The 22,133-nt window shown below is 61.9% G+C and carries 20 protein-coding genes; 12 read left to right on the top strand and 8 right to left on the bottom strand.

Annotated features, from left to right (window positions below; genetic code table 11):
* The first annotated feature begins 85 nt into the window (after positions 1–85).
* The 7 genes from ACYP2Q_RS01115 (at position 86) to fabI (ending at position 10,017) form a co-directional block, all read left to right on the top strand.
* Entirely contained in the window at positions 86–1,522 is a 1,437-nt protein-coding gene (locus ACYP2Q_RS01115; RefSeq protein ID WP_459728712.1) for a transglycosylase SLT domain-containing protein, read from the top strand.
* Between the two features lie 328 nt (positions 1,523–1,850).
* Positions 1,851–3,665, top strand: coding sequence for an extracellular solute-binding protein (locus ACYP2Q_RS01110; RefSeq protein ID WP_459729460.1), 1,815 nt, complete (start codon positions 1,851–1,853; stop codon positions 3,663–3,665).
* Complete coding sequence (locus ACYP2Q_RS01105) at positions 3,662–5,491, top strand: extracellular solute-binding protein (RefSeq protein ID WP_459728710.1); 1,830 nt, start codon at positions 3,662–3,664, stop codon at positions 5,489–5,491. The genes ACYP2Q_RS01110 and ACYP2Q_RS01105 overlap by 4 nt, the downstream gene beginning before the upstream one ends.
* Positions 5,492–5,495: 4 nt before the next feature.
* A complete protein-coding gene (locus tag ACYP2Q_RS01100; RefSeq protein ID WP_034146535.1) occupies positions 5,496–6,569 on the top strand; it encodes a microcin C ABC transporter permease YejB in 1,074 nt (357 codons plus the stop codon).
* Position 6,570: 1 nt separating this feature from the next.
* A complete protein-coding gene (locus ACYP2Q_RS01095; protein WP_459728709.1) occupies positions 6,571–7,590 on the top strand; it encodes an ABC transporter permease in 1,020 nt (339 codons plus the stop codon).
* A gap of 1 nt (position 7,591) precedes the next feature.
* Complete coding sequence (locus ACYP2Q_RS01090) at positions 7,592–9,202, top strand: ABC transporter ATP-binding protein (RefSeq protein ID WP_459728708.1); 1,611 nt, start codon at positions 7,592–7,594, stop codon at positions 9,200–9,202.
* A gap of 20 nt (positions 9,203–9,222) precedes the next feature.
* Positions 9,223–10,017, top strand: a complete 795-nt coding sequence (gene fabI / locus ACYP2Q_RS01085) for an enoyl-ACP reductase FabI (RefSeq protein ID WP_207283146.1) — start codon at positions 9,223–9,225, stop codon at positions 10,015–10,017.
* Positions 10,018–10,157: 140 nt separating this feature from the next.
* On the opposite strand, the gene ACYP2Q_RS01080 is transcribed toward fabI, so the two are convergent.
* The 6 genes from ACYP2Q_RS01080 to ACYP2Q_RS01055 all read right to left on the bottom strand — a co-directional run bounded on the left by ACYP2Q_RS01080 (position 10,158) and on the right by ACYP2Q_RS01055 (position 15,748).
* Entirely contained in the window at positions 10,158–10,730 is a 573-nt protein-coding gene (locus ACYP2Q_RS01080; protein ID WP_459728707.1) for a GGDEF domain-containing protein, read from the bottom strand.
* Between the two features lie 74 nt (positions 10,731–10,804).
* Positions 10,805–11,386 (bottom strand): hypothetical protein, encoded by a 582-nt coding sequence (locus ACYP2Q_RS01075; RefSeq protein WP_459728706.1) that lies wholly within the window; start codon positions 11,384–11,386, stop codon positions 10,805–10,807.
* Between the two features lie 13 nt (positions 11,387–11,399).
* Positions 11,400–13,568: a xanthine dehydrogenase family protein molybdopterin-binding subunit gene (locus ACYP2Q_RS01070; protein ID WP_459728705.1), complete on the bottom strand. Its 2,169-nt coding sequence runs from the start codon at positions 13,566–13,568 to the stop codon at positions 11,400–11,402.
* Positions 13,569–13,573: 5 nt separating this feature from the next.
* Positions 13,574–14,029: a (2Fe-2S)-binding protein gene (locus tag ACYP2Q_RS01065; RefSeq protein ID WP_459728704.1), complete on the bottom strand. Its 456-nt coding sequence runs from the start codon at positions 14,027–14,029 to the stop codon at positions 13,574–13,576.
* Between the two features lie 316 nt (positions 14,030–14,345).
* Complete coding sequence (locus tag ACYP2Q_RS01060) at positions 14,346–15,500, bottom strand: NnrS family protein (protein ID WP_459728702.1); 1,155 nt, start codon at positions 15,498–15,500, stop codon at positions 14,346–14,348.
* Complete coding sequence (locus ACYP2Q_RS01055; RefSeq protein ID WP_459728701.1) at positions 15,500–15,748, bottom strand: transmembrane sensor/regulator PpyR; 249 nt, start codon at positions 15,746–15,748, stop codon at positions 15,500–15,502. The genes ACYP2Q_RS01060 and ACYP2Q_RS01055 overlap by 1 nt, the downstream gene beginning before the upstream one ends.
* A gap of 265 nt (positions 15,749–16,013) precedes the next feature.
* Here ACYP2Q_RS01055 and ACYP2Q_RS01050 point away from each other — a divergent pair, with 265 nt between their 5' ends.
* Both ACYP2Q_RS01050 and ACYP2Q_RS01045 read left to right on the top strand, forming a co-directional pair.
* Entirely contained in the window at positions 16,014–16,517 is a 504-nt protein-coding gene (locus ACYP2Q_RS01050) for a VOC family protein (RefSeq protein ID WP_459728700.1), read from the top strand.
* A gap of 31 nt (positions 16,518–16,548) precedes the next feature.
* A complete protein-coding gene (locus ACYP2Q_RS01045) occupies positions 16,549–17,382 on the top strand; it encodes an AraC family transcriptional regulator (RefSeq protein ID WP_459728699.1) in 834 nt (277 codons plus the stop codon).
* Here the strand turns inward: ACYP2Q_RS01045 and ACYP2Q_RS01040 are convergent, their stop codons facing one another.
* Complete coding sequence (locus ACYP2Q_RS01040) at positions 17,383–17,970, bottom strand: LysE family translocator (protein WP_459728698.1); 588 nt, start codon at positions 17,968–17,970, stop codon at positions 17,383–17,385.
* Positions 17,971–18,051: 81 nt separating this feature from the next.
* Positions 18,052–19,383, bottom strand: coding sequence for an aminotransferase-like domain-containing protein (locus ACYP2Q_RS01035; protein WP_459728697.1), 1,332 nt, complete (start codon positions 19,381–19,383; stop codon positions 18,052–18,054).
* Between the two features lie 89 nt (positions 19,384–19,472).
* Here ACYP2Q_RS01035 and ACYP2Q_RS01030 point away from each other — a divergent pair, with 89 nt between their 5' ends.
* The 3 genes from ACYP2Q_RS01030 (at position 19,473) to ACYP2Q_RS01020 (ending at position 22,066) form a co-directional block, all read left to right on the top strand.
* Positions 19,473–20,369: a DMT family transporter gene (locus ACYP2Q_RS01030; protein WP_459728696.1), complete on the top strand. Its 897-nt coding sequence runs from the start codon at positions 19,473–19,475 to the stop codon at positions 20,367–20,369.
* 90 nt (positions 20,370–20,459) lie between these two features.
* A complete protein-coding gene (locus tag ACYP2Q_RS01025; RefSeq protein ID WP_459728695.1) occupies positions 20,460–21,080 on the top strand; it encodes a LysE family translocator in 621 nt (206 codons plus the stop codon).
* A 29-nt stretch (positions 21,081–21,109) separates the two neighbouring features.
* The gene (locus ACYP2Q_RS01020) at positions 21,110–22,066 is read left to right on the top strand and encodes a Dyp-type peroxidase (protein WP_459728694.1); all 957 of its coding nucleotides are present in this window, start codon (positions 21,110–21,112) and stop codon (positions 22,064–22,066) included.
* Positions 22,067–22,133 lie beyond the last annotated feature (67 nt).

Here is a 22,133-nt window from a genome sequence, read left to right as displayed (position 1 = left end):
GGTCCAAAAACTCTGAAAGGTTGACCGCAGAGGGTGCGCTTTCTAGAATCGCCCGACATTTTTGCCCGGAACTTACTTCCAGCCAATGTCGTCATCTATACGCAAAGCCATCAATTCGGACGCCCTCACCCGTCTGGCGCAAGCCATAGCGGTGGCTGTGTCCGCGACATTGGCAGGCTGTTCAAGCCATGCGCCGCAGACCGATGCGGCGCACACGCCGAACATTGCCGCGCGCGCCAAGCAGAAGCCCGTCTTCCTCACTGAAAAGCCGACCCCGCAGATCCCGCAGGATGTCTGGGAGCGCATGCGCCAGGGCTTCCAGCTGCAGGACGGACTGGGCGTCAACCCGCGCATCGAGCAACAGCGGCTGTGGTTCGCCAGTAATCCATCGTTCCTCGAAAACGCCGGCGACCGCGGCAGCCTGTACATCCACTACATCGTCGAACGCCTTGAAGAGCGCAACATGCCGCTGGAACTGGCGCTGCTGCCAGTGATCGAAAGCGCCTACAACCCGATGGCCTATTCCCGGGCCAATGCGGTGGGCCTATGGCAGTTCATTCCCTCCACCGGGCGTTACTTCAACCTGCGCCAGACCCGTTTCTATGATGGCCGTCGCGACATCACCGCCTCGACCACGGCGGCCATGGACTACCTGACCCGCCTGCACGACATGTTCAACGGCGACTGGCTGCTGGCCCTGGCCGCCTACAACGCCGGTGAAGGCACGGTCAGCCGCGCCATCGAACGCAACGAGAGACTCGGTCTGCCGACCGACTACTGGAACCTGCCGCTACCCGCCGAGACCCAGGCCTATGTGCCGAAGTTGCTGGCACTCTCGCAGGTGGTCATGGCCCCGGACGCCTACGGCGTGAACCTCAGCCCGATCGCCAACGAACCGTATTTCCAGGTCGTCGAAATCAACCAGCGCATGGACCTGTCCAAGGTCGCCGCGGTGGCCAACATCGACGAAGACGAGCTGTTCCAGCTCAACCCAGCCTTCAAACAGCGAACCACCATCGACGGTCCGCAGCACTTGCTGGTCCCGACTTCCAAGGCACAGCTGCTGACCACCAGCCTGCAGACCATGCGCCCGGAAGAGTTGATCAGCAAGAAGCAGCTCAAGCCGGTTTTCGAAGGCTCGGACGATACGCAACTGGCGAGCGCCAAGCGTAGTTATCGGGTCAAGCGCGGAGACAACCTGGGCTCCATTGCCAAGGCCAACAATGTCGACGTCAAGGACCTGCAACGCTGGAACAAGCTGAGCGGCAAGAATCTCAAGCCGGGCCAGACGCTGGTCATGCAAGACACCGGCAAACGCAACTCGGGGCGCATCAACACCGTGGTTGCGGCCAAGTCCAAGACCCAGAAGCCACAGTCGCAATACAAGGTTCAGCAAGGCGACTCGCTGTACATGGTGGCCAAGCGCTTCAACGTTGAAATGCAGCACCTCAAGCGCTGGAATCCACGGGTCGGCCAGGCGTTGAAGCCAGGGCAGATGCTGACGGTTTCCAACCCGCATTGAAAATGAGCCCCTGAATTCAGGGGCTTTTTTTATCCGCATGTTTCACCTGCCCGCTGTAGGAGCTGGCTTGCCAGCGAAAACATCAGAGCGCCGCGATTAACCTGTAAATACGCGTAATCGTTGACGATCATCGCTGGCAAGCCAGCTCCTACAGGGATCGGGTGCAGCCGTGAGAGATGGCCCGACCAGTCAATTCGCCGCACCGCCGTTGCACAACCGCACCCCCATCAAACCGCCGTCTTTTTCCTGTCCATACAAGCTGTTACTGTACGATCCACAATGCCCAAGCCGCCCGGATCGGATTCCTTATTTGAAGCGTCCCCTCCTCCTGCTCCTGATCAGCCTGGCCTTGAGCTCCACCGCAAGCGCGACGATCAGCGAAAGCCATGGTTATGCGCAGTTCGGCACGCTCAAGTACCCGGCCAGATTTACCCACTTCGACTGGGTCAACCCGCAAGCGCCCAAGGGCGGTACCTTGCGGGTCATGGCATTTGGCACCTTCGATACGCTCAACCCCTACACGTTCAAGGGCACCAGCCCGGTGACCACGGCGAATTTCCTGCAGTACGGCATCAACGAGCTGAACGAGCCGCTGATGGTCGGCACCGGCCAATACGCGCCGTCCGGGGACGAGCCGACTTCCAGCTACGGCCTGATCGCCCAGTCGGTGCAATACAGCGAGGACCGCAGCTGGGTGGTCTTCAACCTGCGCCCCGAAGCACGCTTCCACGACGGCACGCCGATCACCGCCTACGACGTGGCATTTTCCTACCGCCTGCTGCTCAAGGAAGGTCATCCGCAGTACCGCACCAATCTTCAGGAAGTGTTACGGGTCGACGTCCTCAATCCGCAGCGCATTCGGTTCGTCTTCAAGCGTGCCGGCAATCCCCTGCTGATCCTGCGCCTGGGGGAGTTGCCGGTGTTGCCGCAGCACTACTGGAAAGGTCGCGACTTCAAGGCGACCACCTTCGAACCGCCGCTGGGCAGCGGGCCGTATCGCATCACCGAGGTCAACCCGGGGCGCCAGATCGTGTTCGAGCGGGTCAAGGACTACTGGGGCAAGGACCTGCCGGTCAACCGCGGCAAGTACAATTTCGATCGCATGGAAGTCGAGTTCTACCGTGACAGCGACGTCGCGTTCGAAGCGTTCAAGGCCGGCGAGTTCGACATCTATATCGAGCACCAGGCGAAGAACTGGGCCACCGGCTATGGCTTTCCGGCGATCCGCCGTGGCGACGTGATCAAGGCGCAGATCCCGCACCAGATCCCGACCCAGACCCAAGGCCTGTTCATGAACAGCCGCCGTCCGACATTCGCCGAGGCCAAGGTGCGTGAAGCACTGGGCCTGATGTTCGACTTCGAGTGGACCAACCGCACCCTGTTCAGCGGCGCCTACCAACGCGCCATGAGTTACTACCCCAACAGCGAGTTTTCCGCCAGCGGGCTGCCGGTCGGCCATGAATGGCTGTTGCTCAAGCCCTATCGCGAGCAATTGCCCGCCAGGCTGTTTACCGAGCCTTTGCGCCTGCCGCAGACCCAGGGCCAGGGCATCCCCCGGGAAACCCTGCGCAAGGCCCTGGCCCTGCTGGCCGAGGCCGGCTGGAAGCTCAATGGCCAGCGCTTGCAGAACGCGGCCGGGCAACCGCTGCGCCTGGAGATCTTGCTGGTCAACCCGAACCTGGAACGCATTCTCCAGCCCTACGTCGAGAACCTCACCAGCATCGGCATCGACGCCAGGCTGCGCACGGTCGATCGTGCGCAATACAAGCAGCGCCTCGATCAGTTCGATTTCGACATGATCCTGATGACCCTCAACCAGACCCTCAGCCCGGGCCTCGAGCAATGGCAGTACTTTCATTCCAGCCAGGCCGGGGTCAAGGGCAGCAAGAACTACGCGGGGATCGCCAACCCGGTTGTCGATCATCTGCTCGATCAACTGCTCGCGGCCAAGAGCCGTGACGAGCAGGTCGCCGCCGGCAAAGCCCTCGACCGGGTATTGCTGTGGCAGCACTACATCATTCCCAACTGGTACCTCAATTATCACCGCCTGGCCTACCGCAACCGGTTGGCCTTCGTCACGACGCCGCCCTACACCCTGGGCCTGAGCGCGTGGTGGCTGAAATCTTCGGAGAAAGATCGATGAAACCCGCAATTGCCCTGCTCGCCTTGTTGTTTGCAGGTTGGGCCTGTGCCGCCCCGCAACATGCCCTGACCCTGTACAACGAACCGCCGAAATACCCGGCCGACTTCAAGCACTTCGATTACGTCGACCCGGACGCGCCCAAGGGCGGAAAATTCCGCCAGGCCGGGTTTGGTGGCTTCGACAGCCTCAACCCGTTCATCAGCAAGGGCGTGTCGGCGAACGACATCGACCTGATCTACGACACCCTGGCCCGGCAGAGCCTGGATGAACCGTTTACTGAATACGGCCTGATCGCTGGCAAGATCGAAAAAGCCCCGAACAATGACTGGGTGCGTTTCTACCTGCGGCCCGAAGCGCGTTTCCATGACGGCCATCCGGTGCGCGCCGATGACGTGGTGTTCAGCTTCCAGACCCTGGTCAAGGACGGCGCGCCGATGTACCGCGGCTACTACAGCGACGTCGCCGACGTGGTCGCCGAAGATCCGCTCACGGTGCTGTTCAAGTTCAAGCACAGCAACAACCGCGAACTGCCGTTGATCCTCGGCCAGTTACCGGTGCTGCCCAAGCATTGGTGGGCCAGTCGCGACTTCAACAAGGGCAACCTGGAGGTTCCGCTGGGCAGCGGCCCGTACAAGGTCACCGAAGTGAAGGCCGGGCGCTCGGTGCGCTATGAGCGGGTCAAGGACTACTGGGGCAAGGATTTGCCGATCAACCGAGGCTTCTACAACTTCGACGTGATGACCACCGATTACTACCGCGACAACACCGTGGCGCTGGAAGCCCTGAAGGCCGGGCAGTTCGATTACTGGCTGGAGATGACCGCGAAGAACTGGGCCAACGCCTACAACATCCCGGCGGTCACCGAAGGCCGGCTGATCAAGGAGCAGATCCCCAACGGCAACCCCACCGGCATGCAGGGTTTCGTCTTCAATCTGCGCCGCCCTGTGTTCCAGGATGTGCGGGTGCGCCAGGCCCTGACCCTGCTGCTGGACTTCGAATGGACCAACAAGCAGCTGTTCAATAGCGCCTACGCGCGCACCCGCAGCTATTTCGAAAACTCGGAAATGGCCGCCACCGGCCTGCCGGACGCCGATCAACTGGCGATCCTCGACCCATTCCGCGGCAAGATTAGCGAGCAGGTGTTCAGCGAGGCGTTCGCGAACCCGGTGACCGACGCCAGTGGCATGATCCGCACCCAGCAACGCAAGGCCTACCAGCTGCTGCAAGAGGCCGGCTGGCGCATCGTCGACGACAAGATGGTCGACGCCAACGGCAAACCAGTGAGCATCGAATTCCTCCTGGCCCAGACCGAATTCGAACGGGTGCTGCTACCGTTCAAGCGTAACCTGAGCGACCTGGGTATCGAGCTGGTGATCCGCCGGGTCGACGTTTCGCAGTACGTCAACCGCGTGCGCTCGCGGGACTTCGACATGATCGTCGGCAGCTTCCCGCAGTCCAACTCGCCGGGCAACGAACAGCGCGAATTCTGGATGACCGCGGCCGCCGACAAGCCCGGCAGCCGCAACTCCATGGGCCTCAAGGATCCGGTGGTGGACCAGTTGGTCGAGCAGTTGATCAACGCCGACTCACGCCGCAGCCTGGTGGCCCACGCCCGCGCACTGGACCGCGTGCTGCAATGGGGCTATTACGTGATACCCAACTGGCACATCAAGACCTGGCGCGTGGCCTACTGGAACCACATCGGCCACCCGAAGGTCTCGCCTAAATATGACATCGGCATCAACACCTGGTGGATCAAGCCCGATGCAAAACCGGCCATAGAGATCGAAACCAAATTGCAAGCCGACCCTGCGGGCACGGAGTAATCAGATGCTGGCGTATATTTTTCGGCGACTGCTGCTGATCATCCCGACACTGTTCGGCATTCTGCTGATCAACTTCGTGATCATCCAGGCTGCCCCCGGCGGCCCGGTGGAACAGATGATCGCCAAGCTCGAAGGCTTCGAAGGCGCCACCAGCCGCATCGCCGGCGGCGGTGCCGAGGTGTCGGTGGCCGGCTCCGCCTATCGTGGCGCACAAGGCCTGGACCCGGCGCTGATCAAGGAAATCGAGCACATGTACGGCTTCGACAAGTCGGCGCCGGAACGCCTGTGGATCATGGTCAAGAACTATGCGTCCCTGGATTTCGGCGACAGCTTCTTCCGCGACGCCAAGGTCATCGACCTGATCAAGGAAAAGATGCCGGTGTCGATCTCGCTCGGGCTGTGGAGCACCCTGATCATGTACCTGGTGTCGATCCCGCTGGGGATCGCCAAGGCTACGCGGCACGGCAGTCACTTCGACGTCTGGACCAGCTCGGCGATCATCGTCGGCTACGCGATCCCGGCGTTCCTGTTCGCCATCCTGCTGATCGTGGTGTTTGCCGGCGGCAGTTACCTGGACTGGTTCCCGTTGCGCGGGCTGACCTCGAACAATTTCGACGAGTTGAGCATGGGCGGCAAGATCCTCGACTACTTCTGGCACCTGGCGCTTCCCGTGACCGCCCTGGTGATCGGCAACTTCGCGACCATGACCCTGCTGACCAAGAACAGCTTCCTCGATGAAATCAACAAGCAGTACGTGGTCACCGCCAAGGCCAAGGGCCTGACCAATCACCGCGTGCTTTACGGTCACGTCTTCCGTAACGCCATGCTCCTGGTGATCGCCGGTTTCCCCTCGGCGTTCATCGGCATCTTCTTCACAGGCTCCTTGCTGGTGGAAGTGATCTTCTCCCTCGACGGCCTCGGCCTGATGAGTTTCGAAGCGGCGATCAACCGCGATTACCCGGTGGTCTTTGGCACCCTGTTCATCTTCACCCTGCTGGGGCTGGTGGTGAAGCTGATCGGCGACCTCACCTACACCTTTGTCGATCCGCGCATCGACTTCGAAAGCCGGGAGCATTGAGATGAACCTGTCCCCTCTCAATCGCCGGCGCTTCGAACTGTTCAAGGCCAACAAGCGTGGCTGGTGGTCGTTGTGGCTGTTCCTGATCCTGTTCGGCGCCAGCCTCGGCGCCGAGTTGATTGCCAACGACAAACCGCTGGCGGTGCACTACGACAACGGCTGGTACTTCCCGGCGCTCAAGCGCTACCCGGAAACCACCTTCGGCGGCGAGTTCCCGCTGGAAGCCAACTACAAGAGCCCGTACATCCGCGAACTGCTCAAGGCCAAGGACGCCTGGGTGCTGTGGGCGCCCATTCCCTACAGCTACCAAAGCATCAACTACGACCTGAAAGTGCCGGCCCCCGCGCCACCCTCGACCGATAACCTGCTGGGCACCGATGACCAGGGCCGCGATGTGCTGGCCCGGGTGATCTACGGCTTTCGGATTTCCGTGTTGTTCGCCCTGACGCTGACCTTGCTCAGCTCGCTGATCGGTGTGATTGCCGGGGCGCTGCAGGGTTTCTACGGCGGCTGGGTGGACCTGGCGGGGCAGCGATTCCTGGAGATCTGGTCCGGCTTGCCGGTGCTGTACCTGCTGATCATCCTCGCCAGCTTCGTCCAGCCGAACTTCTGGTGGCTGCTGGGGATCATGCTGCTGTTTTCCTGGATGAGCCTGGTGGACGTGGTACGCGCCGAGTTCCTGCGCGGGCGCAACCTTGAATACGTGCGTGCGGCGCGGGCGCTGGGCATGCAGAATGGCGCGATCATGTTCCGCCACATCCTGCCCAATGCCATGGTCTCGACCATGACCTTCATGCCGTTCATCCTGACCGGCGCCATCGGCACCCTGACCGCCCTGGACTTCCTCGGCTTCGGCTTGCCGGCCGGCAGCCCGTCACTGGGCGAACTGGTGGCCCAGGGCAAATCCAACCTGCAGGCGCCGTGGCTGGGCATGAGCGCGTTTGCCGTGCTGGCGTTGATGTTGAGTCTGCTGGTGTTCATCGGCGAGTCCGCTCGCGATGCCTTCGACCCGAGGAAGTGAAATGAATCAGGACAATCTGATCGAAGTGCGCGACCTGGCCGTCGAATTTGTCGTTGGCGCGCGCTGTCAGCGGGTGGTCGAAGGTGTGAGCTTCGACATCAAGCGTGGCGAAACCCTGGCGCTGGTGGGTGAAAGCGGTTCCGGAAAATCAGTGACGGCGCATTCGATCCTGCGCCTGCTGCCCTACCCGCTCGCCCGCCATCCGTCCGGGACCATCGAGTATTCCGGGCAGAACCTGCTGGAGTTGAAAGAGAAAACCATCCGCCACATCCGCGGCAACCGGATCGCGATGATCTTCCAGGAGCCGATGACCTCGCTCAACCCGCTGCACTCGATCGAGAAGCAGATCAACGAGGTGCTGGGCATTCACAAGGGCCTGGTCGGCAAGGTCGCGACCAAGCGCACCCTGGAACTGCTGGAAATGGTCGGCATTGCGGAACCTGAGAAGCGTCTCAAGGCCCTGCCCCACGAACTGTCCGGCGGCCAGCGCCAGCGGGTGATGATCGCCATGGCCCTGGCCAACGAACCGGAACTGCTGATTGCCGACGAGCCGACCACCGCGCTGGACGTGACCGTCCAGCTGAAAATCCTCGAATTGCTCAAGCAATTGCAGGCCCGCCTGGGCATGGCCTTGCTGCTGATCAGCCACGATTTGAACCTGGTTAAAAGAATTGCGCATCGCGTATGTGTCATGCAGCGCGGTTGCATCGTCGAACAGGCATCGTGCGAAGAATTGTTCCGCGCGCCGCAGCACCCGTACACTCGGGAACTGCTGGCAGCGGAGCCCAGCGGCAAGCCTGCGACCAACGTTGTCGGCCCGCCTTTGCTTGCGGTCGAGGACCTGAAGGTCTGGTTCCCGATCAAGAAAGGCCTGCTGAAAAAGACCGTAGACTACGTCAAGGCGGTAGACGGCATCAATTTCAGCCTGCCCCAGGGCCAGACCCTGGGGATTGTGGGAGAAAGCGGTTCCGGCAAATCCACATTGGGCCTGGCGATTTTGCGGCTGATCGGCAGCAAAGGCGCCATTCGCTTTGAGGGCAAGCAGCTAGACTGCCTGACGCAGGGCGAGGTTCGCCCATTGCGGCGGGAGATGCAGGTGGTGTTCCAGGACCCCTTCGGCAGCCTGAGCCCACGGATGTGCGTCAGCGACATCGTTGGCGAAGGCCTGCGGATTCACAAGATGGGCACCGCGCAGGAACAGGAAGCGGCGATAATTGCAGCATTGAAGGAGGTAGGCCTGGACCCGGAAACCCGGAACCGCTACCCCCACGAATTTTCCGGCGGGCAACGGCAAAGAATCGCCATTGCCCGGGCATTGGTGCTAAAACCGGCGCTGATTCTGCTGGACGAGCCGACTTCGGCCCTCGACCGCACCGTTCAGCGCCAAGTGGTAGAGCTTTTACGATCACTGCAAAGCAAGTACAACCTGACGTATCTGTTCATCAGCCATGACCTGGCTGTCGTCAAAGCGCTGAGCCACCAGTTGATGGTGGTCAAGCATGGCCAAGTGGTCGAACAGGGGGACGCGCAAAGCATTTTTGCCGCCCCCCAACATCCGTATACACAGCAGTTGCTGGAAGCCGCCTTTTTGGCACCAGCCACTGCGCAATAACCTGAAAAGAGGAGCAACACATGGGTTTTCTCGCCGGTAAGCGCGTACTGATCGTCGGTGTCGCCAGCAAGCTGTCCATCGCATCCGGCATCGCTGCCGCCATGCATCGCGAGGGCGCTGAGCTTGCCTTCACTTATCAGAACGACAAACTGAAAGGTCGTGTCGAAGAGTTCGCACAGGGCTGGGGTTCGAGCCCTGAGCTGTGCTTCCCGTGTGACGTGGCCAGCGATGAAGAAATCGCCAAGGTCTTCGAAGCACTGGGCAAGAAGTGGGACGGCCTGGACTGCATCGTGCACTCCGTGGGCTTCGCACCGGGCGACCAACTGGACGGCGACTTCACCGAAGCCACTACCCGTGAAGGTTTCCGCATCGCTCACGACATCAGCGCCTACAGCTTCGTGGCCCTGGCCAAGGCCGGCCGCGAAATGATGAAGGGCCGCAACGGCAGCCTGCTGACCCTGTCGTACCTGGGCGCCGAGCGCACCATGCCGAACTACAACGTAATGGGCATGGCCAAGGCTTCCCTGGAAGCTGGCGTACGTTACCTGGCCGGCTCCCTGGGCCCGGACGGCACCCGCGTGAACTGCGTATCGGCCGGCCCGATCCGCACCCTCGCCGCTTCCGGCATCAAGAACTTCCGCAAGATGCTGGCCGCCAACGAAGCGCAAACCCCGCTGCGTCGCAACGTCACCATCGAAGAAGTCGGCAACGCCGGCGCCTTCCTGTGCTCGGACCTGGCGTCCGGTATCAGCGGCGAAATCATGTACGTGGACGGTGGCTTCAACACCACGGCCATGGGCAACCTCGAAGAGTGATCTTCGGTTAGCCATTAAAAAACCCGCCTTTTTTGGCGGGTTTTTTATGGGCATCAAGATCAAAAGATCGCAGCCTTCGGCAGCTCCTACAATGGATCTGTGTCCACCTGCGACACTATGGGAGCGAGCCTGCTCGCGAACTAGCGACCCAGCGCCTTTTCAGCCTCGACCAACAGCTCTTCGACAGAACCATGAATAACCGGGTCAAACTCGATCTGCCCGATACTGAAGCCTATGTCATACCCGCGATGCGCCATGGCATTGCGCTCATCGAGCATTTCTTCCAGCCGCGCCCTGATTGCGCTGATGTCCACCGAAGCGGAGCCCAGGAGCAAGGCCACGAAGGTAGCCCCCTCCAGCCGCCCGACCACATCGCTTTCGCGAAAGCCGATGCGCAGCACATCGGCAAAGGTTTTCAGCGCGTTGTCGCCCTCGGTGCGGCCGAACAGGTAGTTGATGCGTTTGAACTCATCAAGGTTGAAGAACAGCAGCGTCGCTGGCCTACCCAGTTGCTGGCAGGCCTCCAGGCCCAATTGCGCCAGGGCAATGAAACCGTGCCGATTGGGCAGCAGCGTCAGCTCATCCATGCTCGCCATCTGCACCCCGATCAACGCCTGCTCGGCTTTACGGGCCAGATCGCGTAGCAGTTCACGCTCCTGTTGTGGCGTCCCTGCACGTACACCTGGTTTGTGCGGTTTGCCTGAGATCAGCATCACATACTCCATGGGTGGGTATGTTGTTTAGAGTCCTTGATACCGGGTTTGACTCCCTGTTTCCGGGCCGTTGGTCAGCTCCCCGTCACCGGGCACGGCCCACCGGCATGCGCCCAGAGTTTGAATTGGGTGACAAAAATCTCGTGGGGGATCGGCACCGGTGCGCGATCACCACCTGGATTCCAGCCCCACAGCACCAGTTTGTCCTCGCTGACATGCTTGATCAGCGCGGCAAAATCGCGGTCGCCATTGCCCGCACGGTCCTTGATCATGCTGCACAACAGGTCCGGTGGCAGGCCGATCCAGGCCATTTTGTGCGCCGCCGGTGGCAGGCTCCAATGCGGGGCGCCTGGCGGTGCATTGGCGCCGTAGCTGGCCGGTGGATTGGCCTCGGCGTGGCAACTGGCGCAAGGCAAACCCGCCGCACCCTTGCCGTCCATACCGCGTACGACGTTCATCGCATGGGGCAGGCCGGCATCGAACTGCAACGGCGAATCGCCGGGAATGTGGCAATTCTGGCAACGCGGGCTCTGGAATACTTGCCGTACGGTATCAAAGGCCTTCAAGGCTTCCCGATCTTCGGCGAACAGCTCTGTGGCATAGATAAACAGGCAGATCAGCAGGACCAAACCGAGCAACCAGTGATGTCGTTTCATCTCACTTTTCACCTCACACCCCCGACAGCTGCAGCGGCAGCTCACGCAGGCGTTGCCCGGTCAGGGCGTACACCGCGTTGGCCACTGCCGGCGCCGTGGGCGGCACACCCGCCTCGCCGATGCCACCGGGTTTCTCGCTGCTGGCCAGGATATGCACTTCGACCACCGGCATCTCGTTGAGCCGCAGCACCTGGTAATCGTGGTAGTTGGACTGCACCACCCTGCCGTCCTTGATCGTCAGTTTGCTGTGCAAGGTAAAGCCCAGGCCGAAGGCGATGCACGACTCCATTTGCGCGGCGATGCTCTGCGGATTGACCGCAATCCCGCAGTCCACCGCACACACCACCCTATGCACACGGATCGCCAGGTTGTCCTGGGACACTTCGGCGACCTGTGCCACGTAGCTGCCAAATGATTCATGCACCGCTACGCCCAGGGCATGGCCGTCCGCCAGCGGCGCTTTCCAATTGGCCTTCTCCACCGCCAGGTTCAATACGCCAAGATGCCGCGGATGCGCCTTGAGCAAGGTCCGTCGGTATTCCACCGGGTCCTTGCCTGCCGCGGCGGCCAGCTCGTCGATCAGCGATTCCATGACGAAGGCGGTGTGGCTATGCCCCACCGAGCGCAGCCACAGCACGCTGATGCCGGTCTTGGGCGAATGCAAGCCCACCTGATGATTGGCCAGCCCCTGCAGATAGGGACTGTCCGCCACGCCCTCCACGGACGTCTTGTCGATGCCGTTCTTGACCATGGCAGCTTCCAGCGAGGTGCCGGCCATGATCGATTGCCCGACCAGCACATGCTTCCACGCCACCGGCAGGCCATCGGGGCCCAGGCCGACTCGTGCCTGGTGCAGGAACGCCGAGCGGTAATAGCCGCCACGGATGTCGTCCTCCCGCGCCCACACGGTTTTCACCGGCCCGCCCGCGGCCTTGGCGACCTGCACCGCTTCAGCGACGAAGTCCGAAGTCGGGTTGGCTCGCCGGCCGAAACCGCCGCCGAGGAACTCGGTGTGGATCTGCACCTGCTCGGGTTTGAGCCCGGTGATCTTGCCGGCGATCATCTGGTCCAGGGTCTGGAACTGCGTACCGGTCCAGATCTCGCATTTATCCTGGGTGATGCTCACGGTGCAGTTGAGCGGCTCCATCGGCGCGTGGGCCAGGTAGGGCACGCTGTACTCGACGTCGATTGTCTTGGTCGCTTTGGCCAGCGCGGCCTGAGTATCGCCGGCCTGGCTGGCGGGCAGCCCGGGCGTGGCGGCGAGCTTGCGAAATTCCTCGAGCAATTGCTCGCTGTCGAGCCCACTGTTCGGCCCCGGTTCCCACTCGACGTGCAGCGCATCGCGCCCCAGTTTCGCCGCCCAATAGTGATCGGCTATCACCGCCACGCCGGTCGGCACCTGCACTACTTTGTGCACCCCGGGAATCGCCAGCGCCTCGGCGCCTTCAAAGGATTTGACGCTGCCACCGAACACCGGCGAACGAGCGACCATCGCGGTCATCAGGCCGTCAAACTGCACGTCCATGCCGAATTTGGCGCGACCGGTAATTTTCTCCGGTGTATCCAGGCGCCTGGTGGGTTTGCCGATGATCTTCCAGTCCTTGGCCTCCTTGAGCTTGATCGACGCCGGGTCCGGCACCGGTAGCTTGCCGGCGTCATCGGCCAGTTCGCCGTAGGTGGCCTGCTGGTCGCCGACAATCACCACGCCCGACTCGGTGCGAATCGCCGAGGGCGCGACGTTGAAGCGCTTGGCGGCGGCTTCGACCAGCAGCATCCGCGCCGCCGCACCGGCCTGGCGATAACGGTCGAACTCCATCCAGGTCGAGGTCGAGCCGCCCGTGATCTGCATGCCACCGAACCCGGCCAGGCCATAATCGGCGGCCGAAGCCGGTGAATGTTCGACGCGAATTTTCGACCAGTCGGCGTCCAGTTCTTCGGCAACCAGCATGGTCAACCCGGTCCAGATGCCCTGGCCCATTTCCGAATGGCCGAGCAACACGGTGACGCTGTTGTCATTGCCGATGCGCAGGAAGGCATTGGGGGCGAACACATTGCCCTGGTTTTCCGCGCCCAGGGCAAAACGATGGGCGCCGGGGATGACAAACGCCACTACCAGCCCGCCACCCAGCATGGCACTGCCCTTGAGAAAGCCCCGACGCGACAGCGGATCGATGCTGTTCATGGCCATCAAGCCAGTTGCGCGGCGCGCTTGACCGCGGCGCGGATTCTTGGATAGGTGCCGCAACGACAGATATTGCCCGACAGCGCCTGGTCGATATCGCTGTCGGTCGGTTGCGGGATTTTGGCCAACAAGGCCGCCGCCGACATAATCTGCCCGGACTGGCAGTAGCCGCACTGCACCACATCGAGTTCGGCCCAGGCTCGTTGCACCGGGTGCGAACCGTCGGTGGACAGGCCTTCGATGGTGAGGATCTTCTGCCCATGGGCCACGGCCGTGGCGGGTGTGATGCAAGAGCGCAAAGGCGTGCCGTCGATGTGCACGGTGCAGGCGCCGCACTGGGCCATGCCGCAGCCGAACTTGGTGCCGGTCAGGTGCGCGACATCGCGCAAGACCCAGAGCAACGGCATGTCCGCGGGGACATCCAGTTCCTGGTCCTTGCCATTGATATTCAGGGTCAGCATTGCGAAGGTCCTCAGACTCACGGTGTTCTGAAGGTGGCGCCGCTGTGGCGATCAAGAACCTACGCGCGCCTTTGGGGTTATCCCTACAGCTAAGCGCAAATTGCCGGGCAAGCCGGGGTGTATCGACCACCGGTCACAAAACCCGCCCGCTTTGCCAATAAAGGCGTCCCGACAGCCGCCACATCTATCACGGCCAGACCCGATCTACTGTAGGAGCAAGCTTGCTCGCGATGGAGGTCAACGATGACGCGGGGAGCCTGACACCCCGCGGTGTTCTCAGGTTTTTCGCGAGCAATCGAACGTCGACCCGCTGCTCCTACACCCTGGCCCTGAGCAAAATTGACGTGTAACCGACCAGAAACAACCCAAACGCAACACACCAAAACAACGCCGACACCCCCAACCCCAGCCCGGAAAACGGCACCAGCAACACCCGCACCAACCCTGCGAGCAACAGCAGGGCAAACCCCGCAACGATGGCCTTCGACGGCTGCAGCGCCCGGCCAGTGTGCCCCAGGCTGACCCGGGCGACCATTGCCAGAATCAACCCGCCAATACCGCCCACCGCCAGCGAATGGGTGGCCAGGCTCTGTTGCAGCATCAGGCCGGCGTGCCACAGCCCCATGGCAAATACCGCCACCACCAGCCAGGCATACGACAGATACAGCGACCACAGCAGCGGTACGCTCCAGATACCGCGGTCATACCAGCGCCACAGGCGCAGCAGATGCAGACTGCCGATCAATACAAACAACGCCGCCAGCCAGAGTCTGGGCAGGTCATTCAAGCCGGCGGCAAACGTCGCCGCGGCCAGCAAACCGCTCACCAGCAGCATCCGGGTGGGTAATGGACTGGCCGCGGGCGATGCGGCACGATTCAAGCCGCGCTGAATGAAAAACGGGATCACACGCCCGCCAATCACGCTCACCAGCGCGCCGACCAGCCACAAGGCCGCCAGTACACCGCGGCGCTGCACACCCGCGTCATCGACCCAAAGTCCCCACAAGGTCATGACCTGGCAGCCGGCCAGCAAGGTGATCATCAGCAGGATCGAATAGTTGTCGCGCTTGCCAGCGGCCACCAGGTCGCGCCCCAGCACCCAGGCCAGCAACGGCAAAAAAGCCAGCTGCACAAGCAACAACCATTCGGGAGCAATCGGCAGCAACCAGGCCATTCGTGCGACCAGCCAGACCAGCACCAGTCCAATCAACGGCCAACCCTTGAGCCCGGGGCGACCGGTCCAGTTCGGCACCGCCGTGAGCAGGAACCCGGCGATGATGGCCACGGCGAACCCGAAGGGCATTTCGTGCCGGTGCCAGGCGAGCATGCCGCCCAGCGGTTGTGCGCCGGGCAATCGGCCGTACAACCACAGGGCCCAGATCGCCACTGCCAGTGCGGCAAATGCGGCACCTACCAGAAAGAACGGGCGAAATCCGAGACTGAAGACGGGAGCGGCGGCCAGTTTGCGCATCAGGCCAGCGCCATGGGCTGTGGTTTGCTCAACCGGTGCTGGGCCAGCAGGCGCATGACGTAGCCGATTTTCAGCAGGGTTGGTCCGACAATGGTCATGGCGTGCAACGCCACCAGCGCCACGATCGACAAGTGACCGGCATACAGGTAAGCGCCGTAGATGCCTGCGAGCAACATCGCCAGGCCGACGCCGAGTACACGGCTGGAAAGGCGCAGGACGTTCTGAGGATTGCTGAAGAAATGGAACATTTTCCGTACTCCCGAAGCAGTTCAGTTGTACGTTGGATGTATCAAGTGTCGTGCCAGATATTTAGCCCTTACAAATCAGGTATCTGAGCATAAACGTGTCATAACGACTCGAACCACATCGAGTCGATATGACCCTCTGCGAAGTCAATTCGACAACATTATGTAGAAAATCCTTACACACTCGGCGATCTACGGCACGGCCATACCGCCGCAGGCTAGCTACGCTGATAGTCCAGCATGCAAAAACCTGCCAAGGAGACCCGCCATGCTACACGTGCAAAAACTCACACCCTGCCTGTGGTTCGATGGTCAGGCCGAAGAAGCCGCGAAGTTCTACTGTGCGATCTTCGACCATGCGAAAATCACCGCCATCACTCACTACGGCGAGGCCGGAAAAGAGTTCCACGGCCGGGAAGTCGGTTCGGTGATGACGGTCAGCTTCGAACTCGACGGGCAGACGTTCACGGGACTTAACGGTGGCCCGAACTTCACCTTCAACGAAGCGATCTCGTTCCAGGTCAACTGCCAGACCCAGGAAGAAGTCGACCACTTCTGGGGACGCCTGTCCGCCGGCGGGCCTGTCGAGGCACAGCAATGTGGCTGGCTCAAGGACAAATTCGGCGTGTCCTGGCAGATCGTCCCTGTGGCGATGATGGAAATGATCAAGGACCCTGACGCGGTAAAATCCCAGCGCGCCATGCTGGCAATGATGCACATGAAAAAACTCGACATCGCCGAGCTGCAACGAGCCTTCAACGGCGAGAGCTAATACACTGTGGTTGACCAGCCAAGGATTGACCATGAAGCCCGCAACAATCAAGGACATCGACAAGGCCCCGCGCTTCTGGCGCGATGACGCCCTGCCCTTCATCGAAGCCCGCTCGATCGCCGACGGGCGTGAGGTCTGCTACACCCGGCATGCCCACGAGCACTTTTCCATCGGCGCGATCACCGCCGGGCGCAGTACCTATGTCCATGAGCAATCGCAGTTCGAGGTCAATGCCGGCACCGTGGTGCTGATGAACCCCGGTGATGTGCATGCCTGCAATCCGATCGACGATCAGCCCTGGTCGTACCTGATGCTGTATGTCGACACCCCCTGGCTCACCGACTTGCAGCATCAGCTGGGCTTCAGCAACGACCTGGCGTTTCGCCAGTTCGCGGTCACCCATACCGCGGACTGTCATCTGTTCGATGGCTTGAAGGCCTTGTATCAGGTACTAGTCGATCAGCAGCAAGATGTGTTGCAAAAACACAGCGCAGCGGTGGAATTTTTCACCGAGGTGCAGCTACGCCTCAACCCGGCCGAACAACCGCTGCGCGAACCCAACTTCAAGCTCGAGCGCGCCGCCGACTTCATTCGCGAGCACTGCACGCAGATGCTCAAGCTCGAAGACATCTGCCAGGCGGCGCAATTGTCGCCGTCCTACCTGATCCGCGCCTTCAAGCAGCACTTCGGCATGACGCCCCACGCCTTCCTGGTCAATCGGCGCATCCAGTTCGCCCAGGATCAATTGCGCAATGGCAAGCTGATCGCCGACGTGGCGCTGGAGGCAGGGTTTGCCGATCAGGCGCATTTTCAACGGGCGTTCAAACAGCATCTGGCGGCAACGCCTGGGCAATATCGTGGTTGACTACGGCACCAACAAATACACCGCACTCACCGCCAATAACAACGCCATGCCCCGATTGAACAAGCGCATGCCTGCCGGGTTGTGCAGGTAGCCGCGCAAGAACGTGCCGGCGTAGGCCCAGCAACCCACCGACAGGTAGCAAATCACCAGGTACACCGCCGCGAACTGCCACACCAGGCGGGCCTCGCCATCGGCGACGAACGCGCCCATGCCGGCCACGCAGGCCAGCCAGGCTTTCGGGTTGAGCCATTGCATCACCGCGCCGTAGAGCATCGACGGCGCGCGCCCCGAGTCCTTTGCCTGCAGCTGCCCGTCGTCGGCGGCCAGTTTTAACGCCATGTACAACAGGAAGGCCACCCCGGCCCACTGCACCACTTGGGTCATCGCCGGCCACAGCTGCAACAGCTCATGCAACCCCAATCCCATCAGCACCAGCAGCAACACAAACCCCAGCGTCGCTCCGGCCACGTGCCGCTGACTGGCGCGAAAACCGAAGCGCGCTCCCGAACCCAGGGCCACGATATTCACCGGCCCCGGCGTGATGGAAGCGGCCAACGCAAACGCCGCCATGGACATGATCAAACTCATTTGCACACCTGCTCAGTCAATTGAACGAGGCGTCAATGTAGGGAGCCCTGGGCTGCGCGTATTGAAGAAAACTACCCTGGGCTATGAGTAATACTCGACCACCTTCTTCACCTTCACCAACGCCTGGCGCAGCGCGACCATGTCCACCGAACCCAGCGCCAGGCGTATCGCGTGGGGGACATGCGGGGTAATCGCAAAGGGCTCGGCGGGCGACACCGACACCTGCTCGCGCATCAACGCCATGGCGATCTGGTCGGCCCGGGCATCTTCGGCCAAGGGCAGCCAGATGAAATACGAAGACGGATGGCTGATGGTCCTGAGCCCCGCCAGCACCTCGCGGGCCAAGGCTTGTCGAGCCTGGGCGTCCGCACGTTTTTGCGCCTCGAGCTGGCTGACGGTGCCGTCGTCGAGCCAGGCCGTGGCAATGGCCGTCATCACCCCTGGGGTGTTCCAGGTGGTTGCCATGATGGTGCGTTCAAAGCCGGCAATCCATGGCGCCGGCGCGGCGACAAAACCGACGCGCAACCCGGTGGCGACATTCTTCGATAAACCGCTGACGTACACCGTTCTTTCCGGCGCCATTGCGGCCAGGGGTGGCGGCACGTCTTCGGCCAGGAATGCGTAGGCCGCGTCTTCGATGATCGTCAGGTCATGCCGGCGTGCAATCGCGACGAGATGCTCGCGCTGATCGGCGTCCAGCACCCAGCCCAACGGATTGTGCAAGGTCGGCATCGAGTAGACCGCCCGCACCGAGCGAAGCCGGCACAGCTTGTCCAAGGCAGGCAAATCGGGCCCCGTGTCCGTGACGGGAATGGGCAGGACTTCAAGATGCAGGGTTTCGGCCAGTGTCTTGAAGCCCGGATAGGTCAAGGCGTCCGCGGCAATCACATCGCCGGGCTTGAGCAAGGTCATCATCACCACCGCCAGGCCATGCTGGGCGCCACTGACGATCAGTACCTGTTCGGCTGGCACGTTTAGGCCGCGATCGAGCAGATGACGCGCGAACGCCGCCCGCTCATGCAGGCGCCCGGCGTGGGGCTGATAACGCAGGAGGGCCTCCAGGTCACCCGACAGCGCCAGTTGGCGCAGGGCGTTGCGCAACAGGTCAGCCTGACCGGGCAATGACGGGTAGTTGAAGTTGAGGTCGATCATCCCCGCCGCCACCACCGACTGGGAAATGCCCTGGCCCGGCGGCAATGACATTTCCCGGACAAAGGTCCCACGCCCGGTTTCGCCGCTGACCAGGCCCATGCTCTCGAGCTCGGCATACACCCGGCTGGCCGTGACCAAGGCCAAGCCGTTCTCAGTGGCCAGCTGGCGGTGAGTCGGCAAGCGCGTACCGGGCGACAAGCGTCCGGCGCGGATATCGGCGGCAAACGCATCCACCAGGGATTTGTAGCGGGAGCGAGGCATGTCGAGGTGTATCCATGACAATTTTTTGATTGTACCGATAGTCAATCATAGGATGGCCTTCGTGCAACCCGACAATGAGCGTGAGCCAAATGGAACGGACTTCAAACGTGCAAAACCCGGCGCTGGAAAGCAGCGCCAGCGGCTGGATCAATGGCCTGATCGGCGTGGTGATTTTCAGTGGCTCGTTGCCGGCGACACGGGTGGCGGTGCTTGAATTCGACCCGGTGTTCCTGACGGTGGCCCGCGCCACCCTTGCAGCCATCCTGGCCCTGTGCCTGCTGTTGCTGTTCAAGGAAAAACGCCCCGCGCGTTATCAACTGGTGCCCTTGTTGATCGTGGCACTGGGCGTGGTGGTGGGGTTTCCGCTGCTGACCGCGCTGGCGCTGCAATACGTCACGTCCGCGCATTCCATCGTCTTCGTCGGCCTGCTGCCCCTGGCGACCGCGGTGTTCGGCGTCCTGCGCGGTGGTGAACGGCCACGGCCGGTGTTCTGGTGCTTCTCGGTACTGGGCAGTCTGCTGGTGGTCGGGTTCGCCGTCGCCCAGGGCCTGTCGGCTTCACCCCAGGGCGACATCCTGATGTTGCTGGCGATCCTGGCCTGCGGGCTCGGTTATGCCGAGGGCGCGAAGTTGTCCCGCACACTGGGCGGCTGGCAGGTGATTTCCTGGGCATTGGTGCTGGCACTGCCGGTCATGGCGGCGTTGACCTGGTGGCGGCTGCCCGCGACCTTCGCCAACATCAGCACACCGGCCTGGTTGAGCCTGGCTTATGTGTCGCTGTTCAGCATGCTGATCGGTTTCGTGTTCTGGTATCGCGGGCTGGCTCAGGGCGGGATCGCCGCAGTCGGGCAGTTGCAACTGCTCCAGCCGTTTTTTGGCCTGGCACTGGCCGCTACCCTGCTGCACGAACACGTCAGCCTGGGCATGCTCGGCGTCACCGTGGCGGTGATCCTGTGTGTGGCCGGGGCGAAAAAGTTCGCGCGCTAGCTACTGCTCTGCCGCCTGCGTCCATGACTGTATGGGTCAAGCCCCCCGGTAGCTGTGATAGAAATACGGCTCCTGCTGCTGGAGCCGATCATGGACCTCACCACCCTCACCCTCTTCCTTCCGGCCTGCTTCGCTCTGAACATGGCGCCGGGCCCGAACAACCTGCTGTCGGTCAGCAACTCGACCCGCTATGGCTACCGCACCGCGTGCCTGGCCGGCGTCGGTCGCTTGCTGGCGTTCGCCGGGATGATCGCCCTCGCCTCGGCCGGTCTGGCGGTGGTGTTGCAAACCTCGGAATTGTTGTTCTACGGGATCAAGATTCTCGGTGCGGCGTACCTGTTCTATCTCGCCTGGCAACTGTGGCGTGCCAACCCCGGCGCGCAAACCGCGCTGACCACACCGCCAGCGGGCATGCTGGCGTTGGCTCGGCAGGAGTTTCTGGTGGCGGCCGGCAACCCGAAAGCGATCCTGATCTTCACCGCGTTCCTGCCGCAATTTGTCGATCCAACCCGCGCCATCTCGCCGCAATTCGCCGTGTTGGGCGCGTTGTTCCTGGTTCTGGAATGGATCGCCATCGGCGCCTACGCTTACATGGGCCTGCACATGCGCCGCTGGTTCGCCAAGCCTGCGGGCAAGCGAATATTCAATCGCTGCTGCGCGGGTTTGTTGTCGGCGGCGGCTTCAGTGTTGCTGATGGCCCGTCGGGCCTGAATTCACTACCGCTCATGGGGCGCATGCCAATGGATCAATCAACGCCGGACGCTCAGGCCATCTGCAGCCCCATTACCCGCAGCGCGATCTTTATCGTCGCCACCCTGGTGCCCGGCAGTGAAGCCGCCAGCAAAGTACGGGGCTGGTGCGCAGACGTCGCAGCCCTCACGCGCTCGGTTGGCAAACGCGTACCCGCCGGTCACCTCTCGTGCATCTGTGGCTTTGGCTCCGCGGCGTGGGACACCTTGTTTGGCCACCCTCGTCCCGCCGCGCTGCACGGTTTTCGCGAATTCGGACCCGAGGAACGCCGCGCCATTTCCACCCCGGGCGACCTCTTGCTGCACATCCGCGCTGAGCATATGGACCTGTGTTTCGAACTGGCGACGCAACTGCTCTCGGCGCTTGAGGGTGCGGTCGCGGTCGTCGACGAAGTCCAGGGTTTCCGCTATTTCGACATGCGCAGCATCATCGGTTTTGTCGATGGCACCGAAACCCCCGTCGGGCGCAAGGCTGTCGGCTTCACGATCGTCGGCGATGAAGACCCATCATTCAGCGGCGGCAGCTATGTACTGGTGCAGAAGTACCTGCACAAGATGAATGCCTGGAACGCGCTGTCCGTCGAGGCGCAGGAGCGGATTATCGGGCGCACCAAACTGGCCGACATCGAACTCGACGACTCGGTCAAACCGGACAATTCCCACAGTGCCCTGACGACCATTACCAAAGACGGCGAAGAAGTGAAGATCCTGCGCGACAACATGCCGTTCGGCCGGCCCGGCGCTGGAGAATTTGGCACGTATTTCATCGGCTATGCACGCTCGCCCGATCCTCTGGAGCAGATGCTCGAGAACATGTTTGTCGGCAAGCCCGTGGGCAATTACGACCGCCTTTTGGATTTCAGCACGGCCGTCACCGGCGGTTTGTTTTTCACGCCCTCAGCGGATCTGCTGGAAGAACTGGCGGATCGCGACCCTCGCGAAACCTGACGGCGCGAGGGCAATTCCCTGTCGATTTTCCGGTGGAGACTGTCCCTGCCCCGTTCTATGCTACGCC

It is taken from the genome of Pseudomonas sp. MHK4 (genome assembly GCF_054600775.1).
This window is presented reverse-complemented; position numbering and strand designations above follow the sequence as displayed.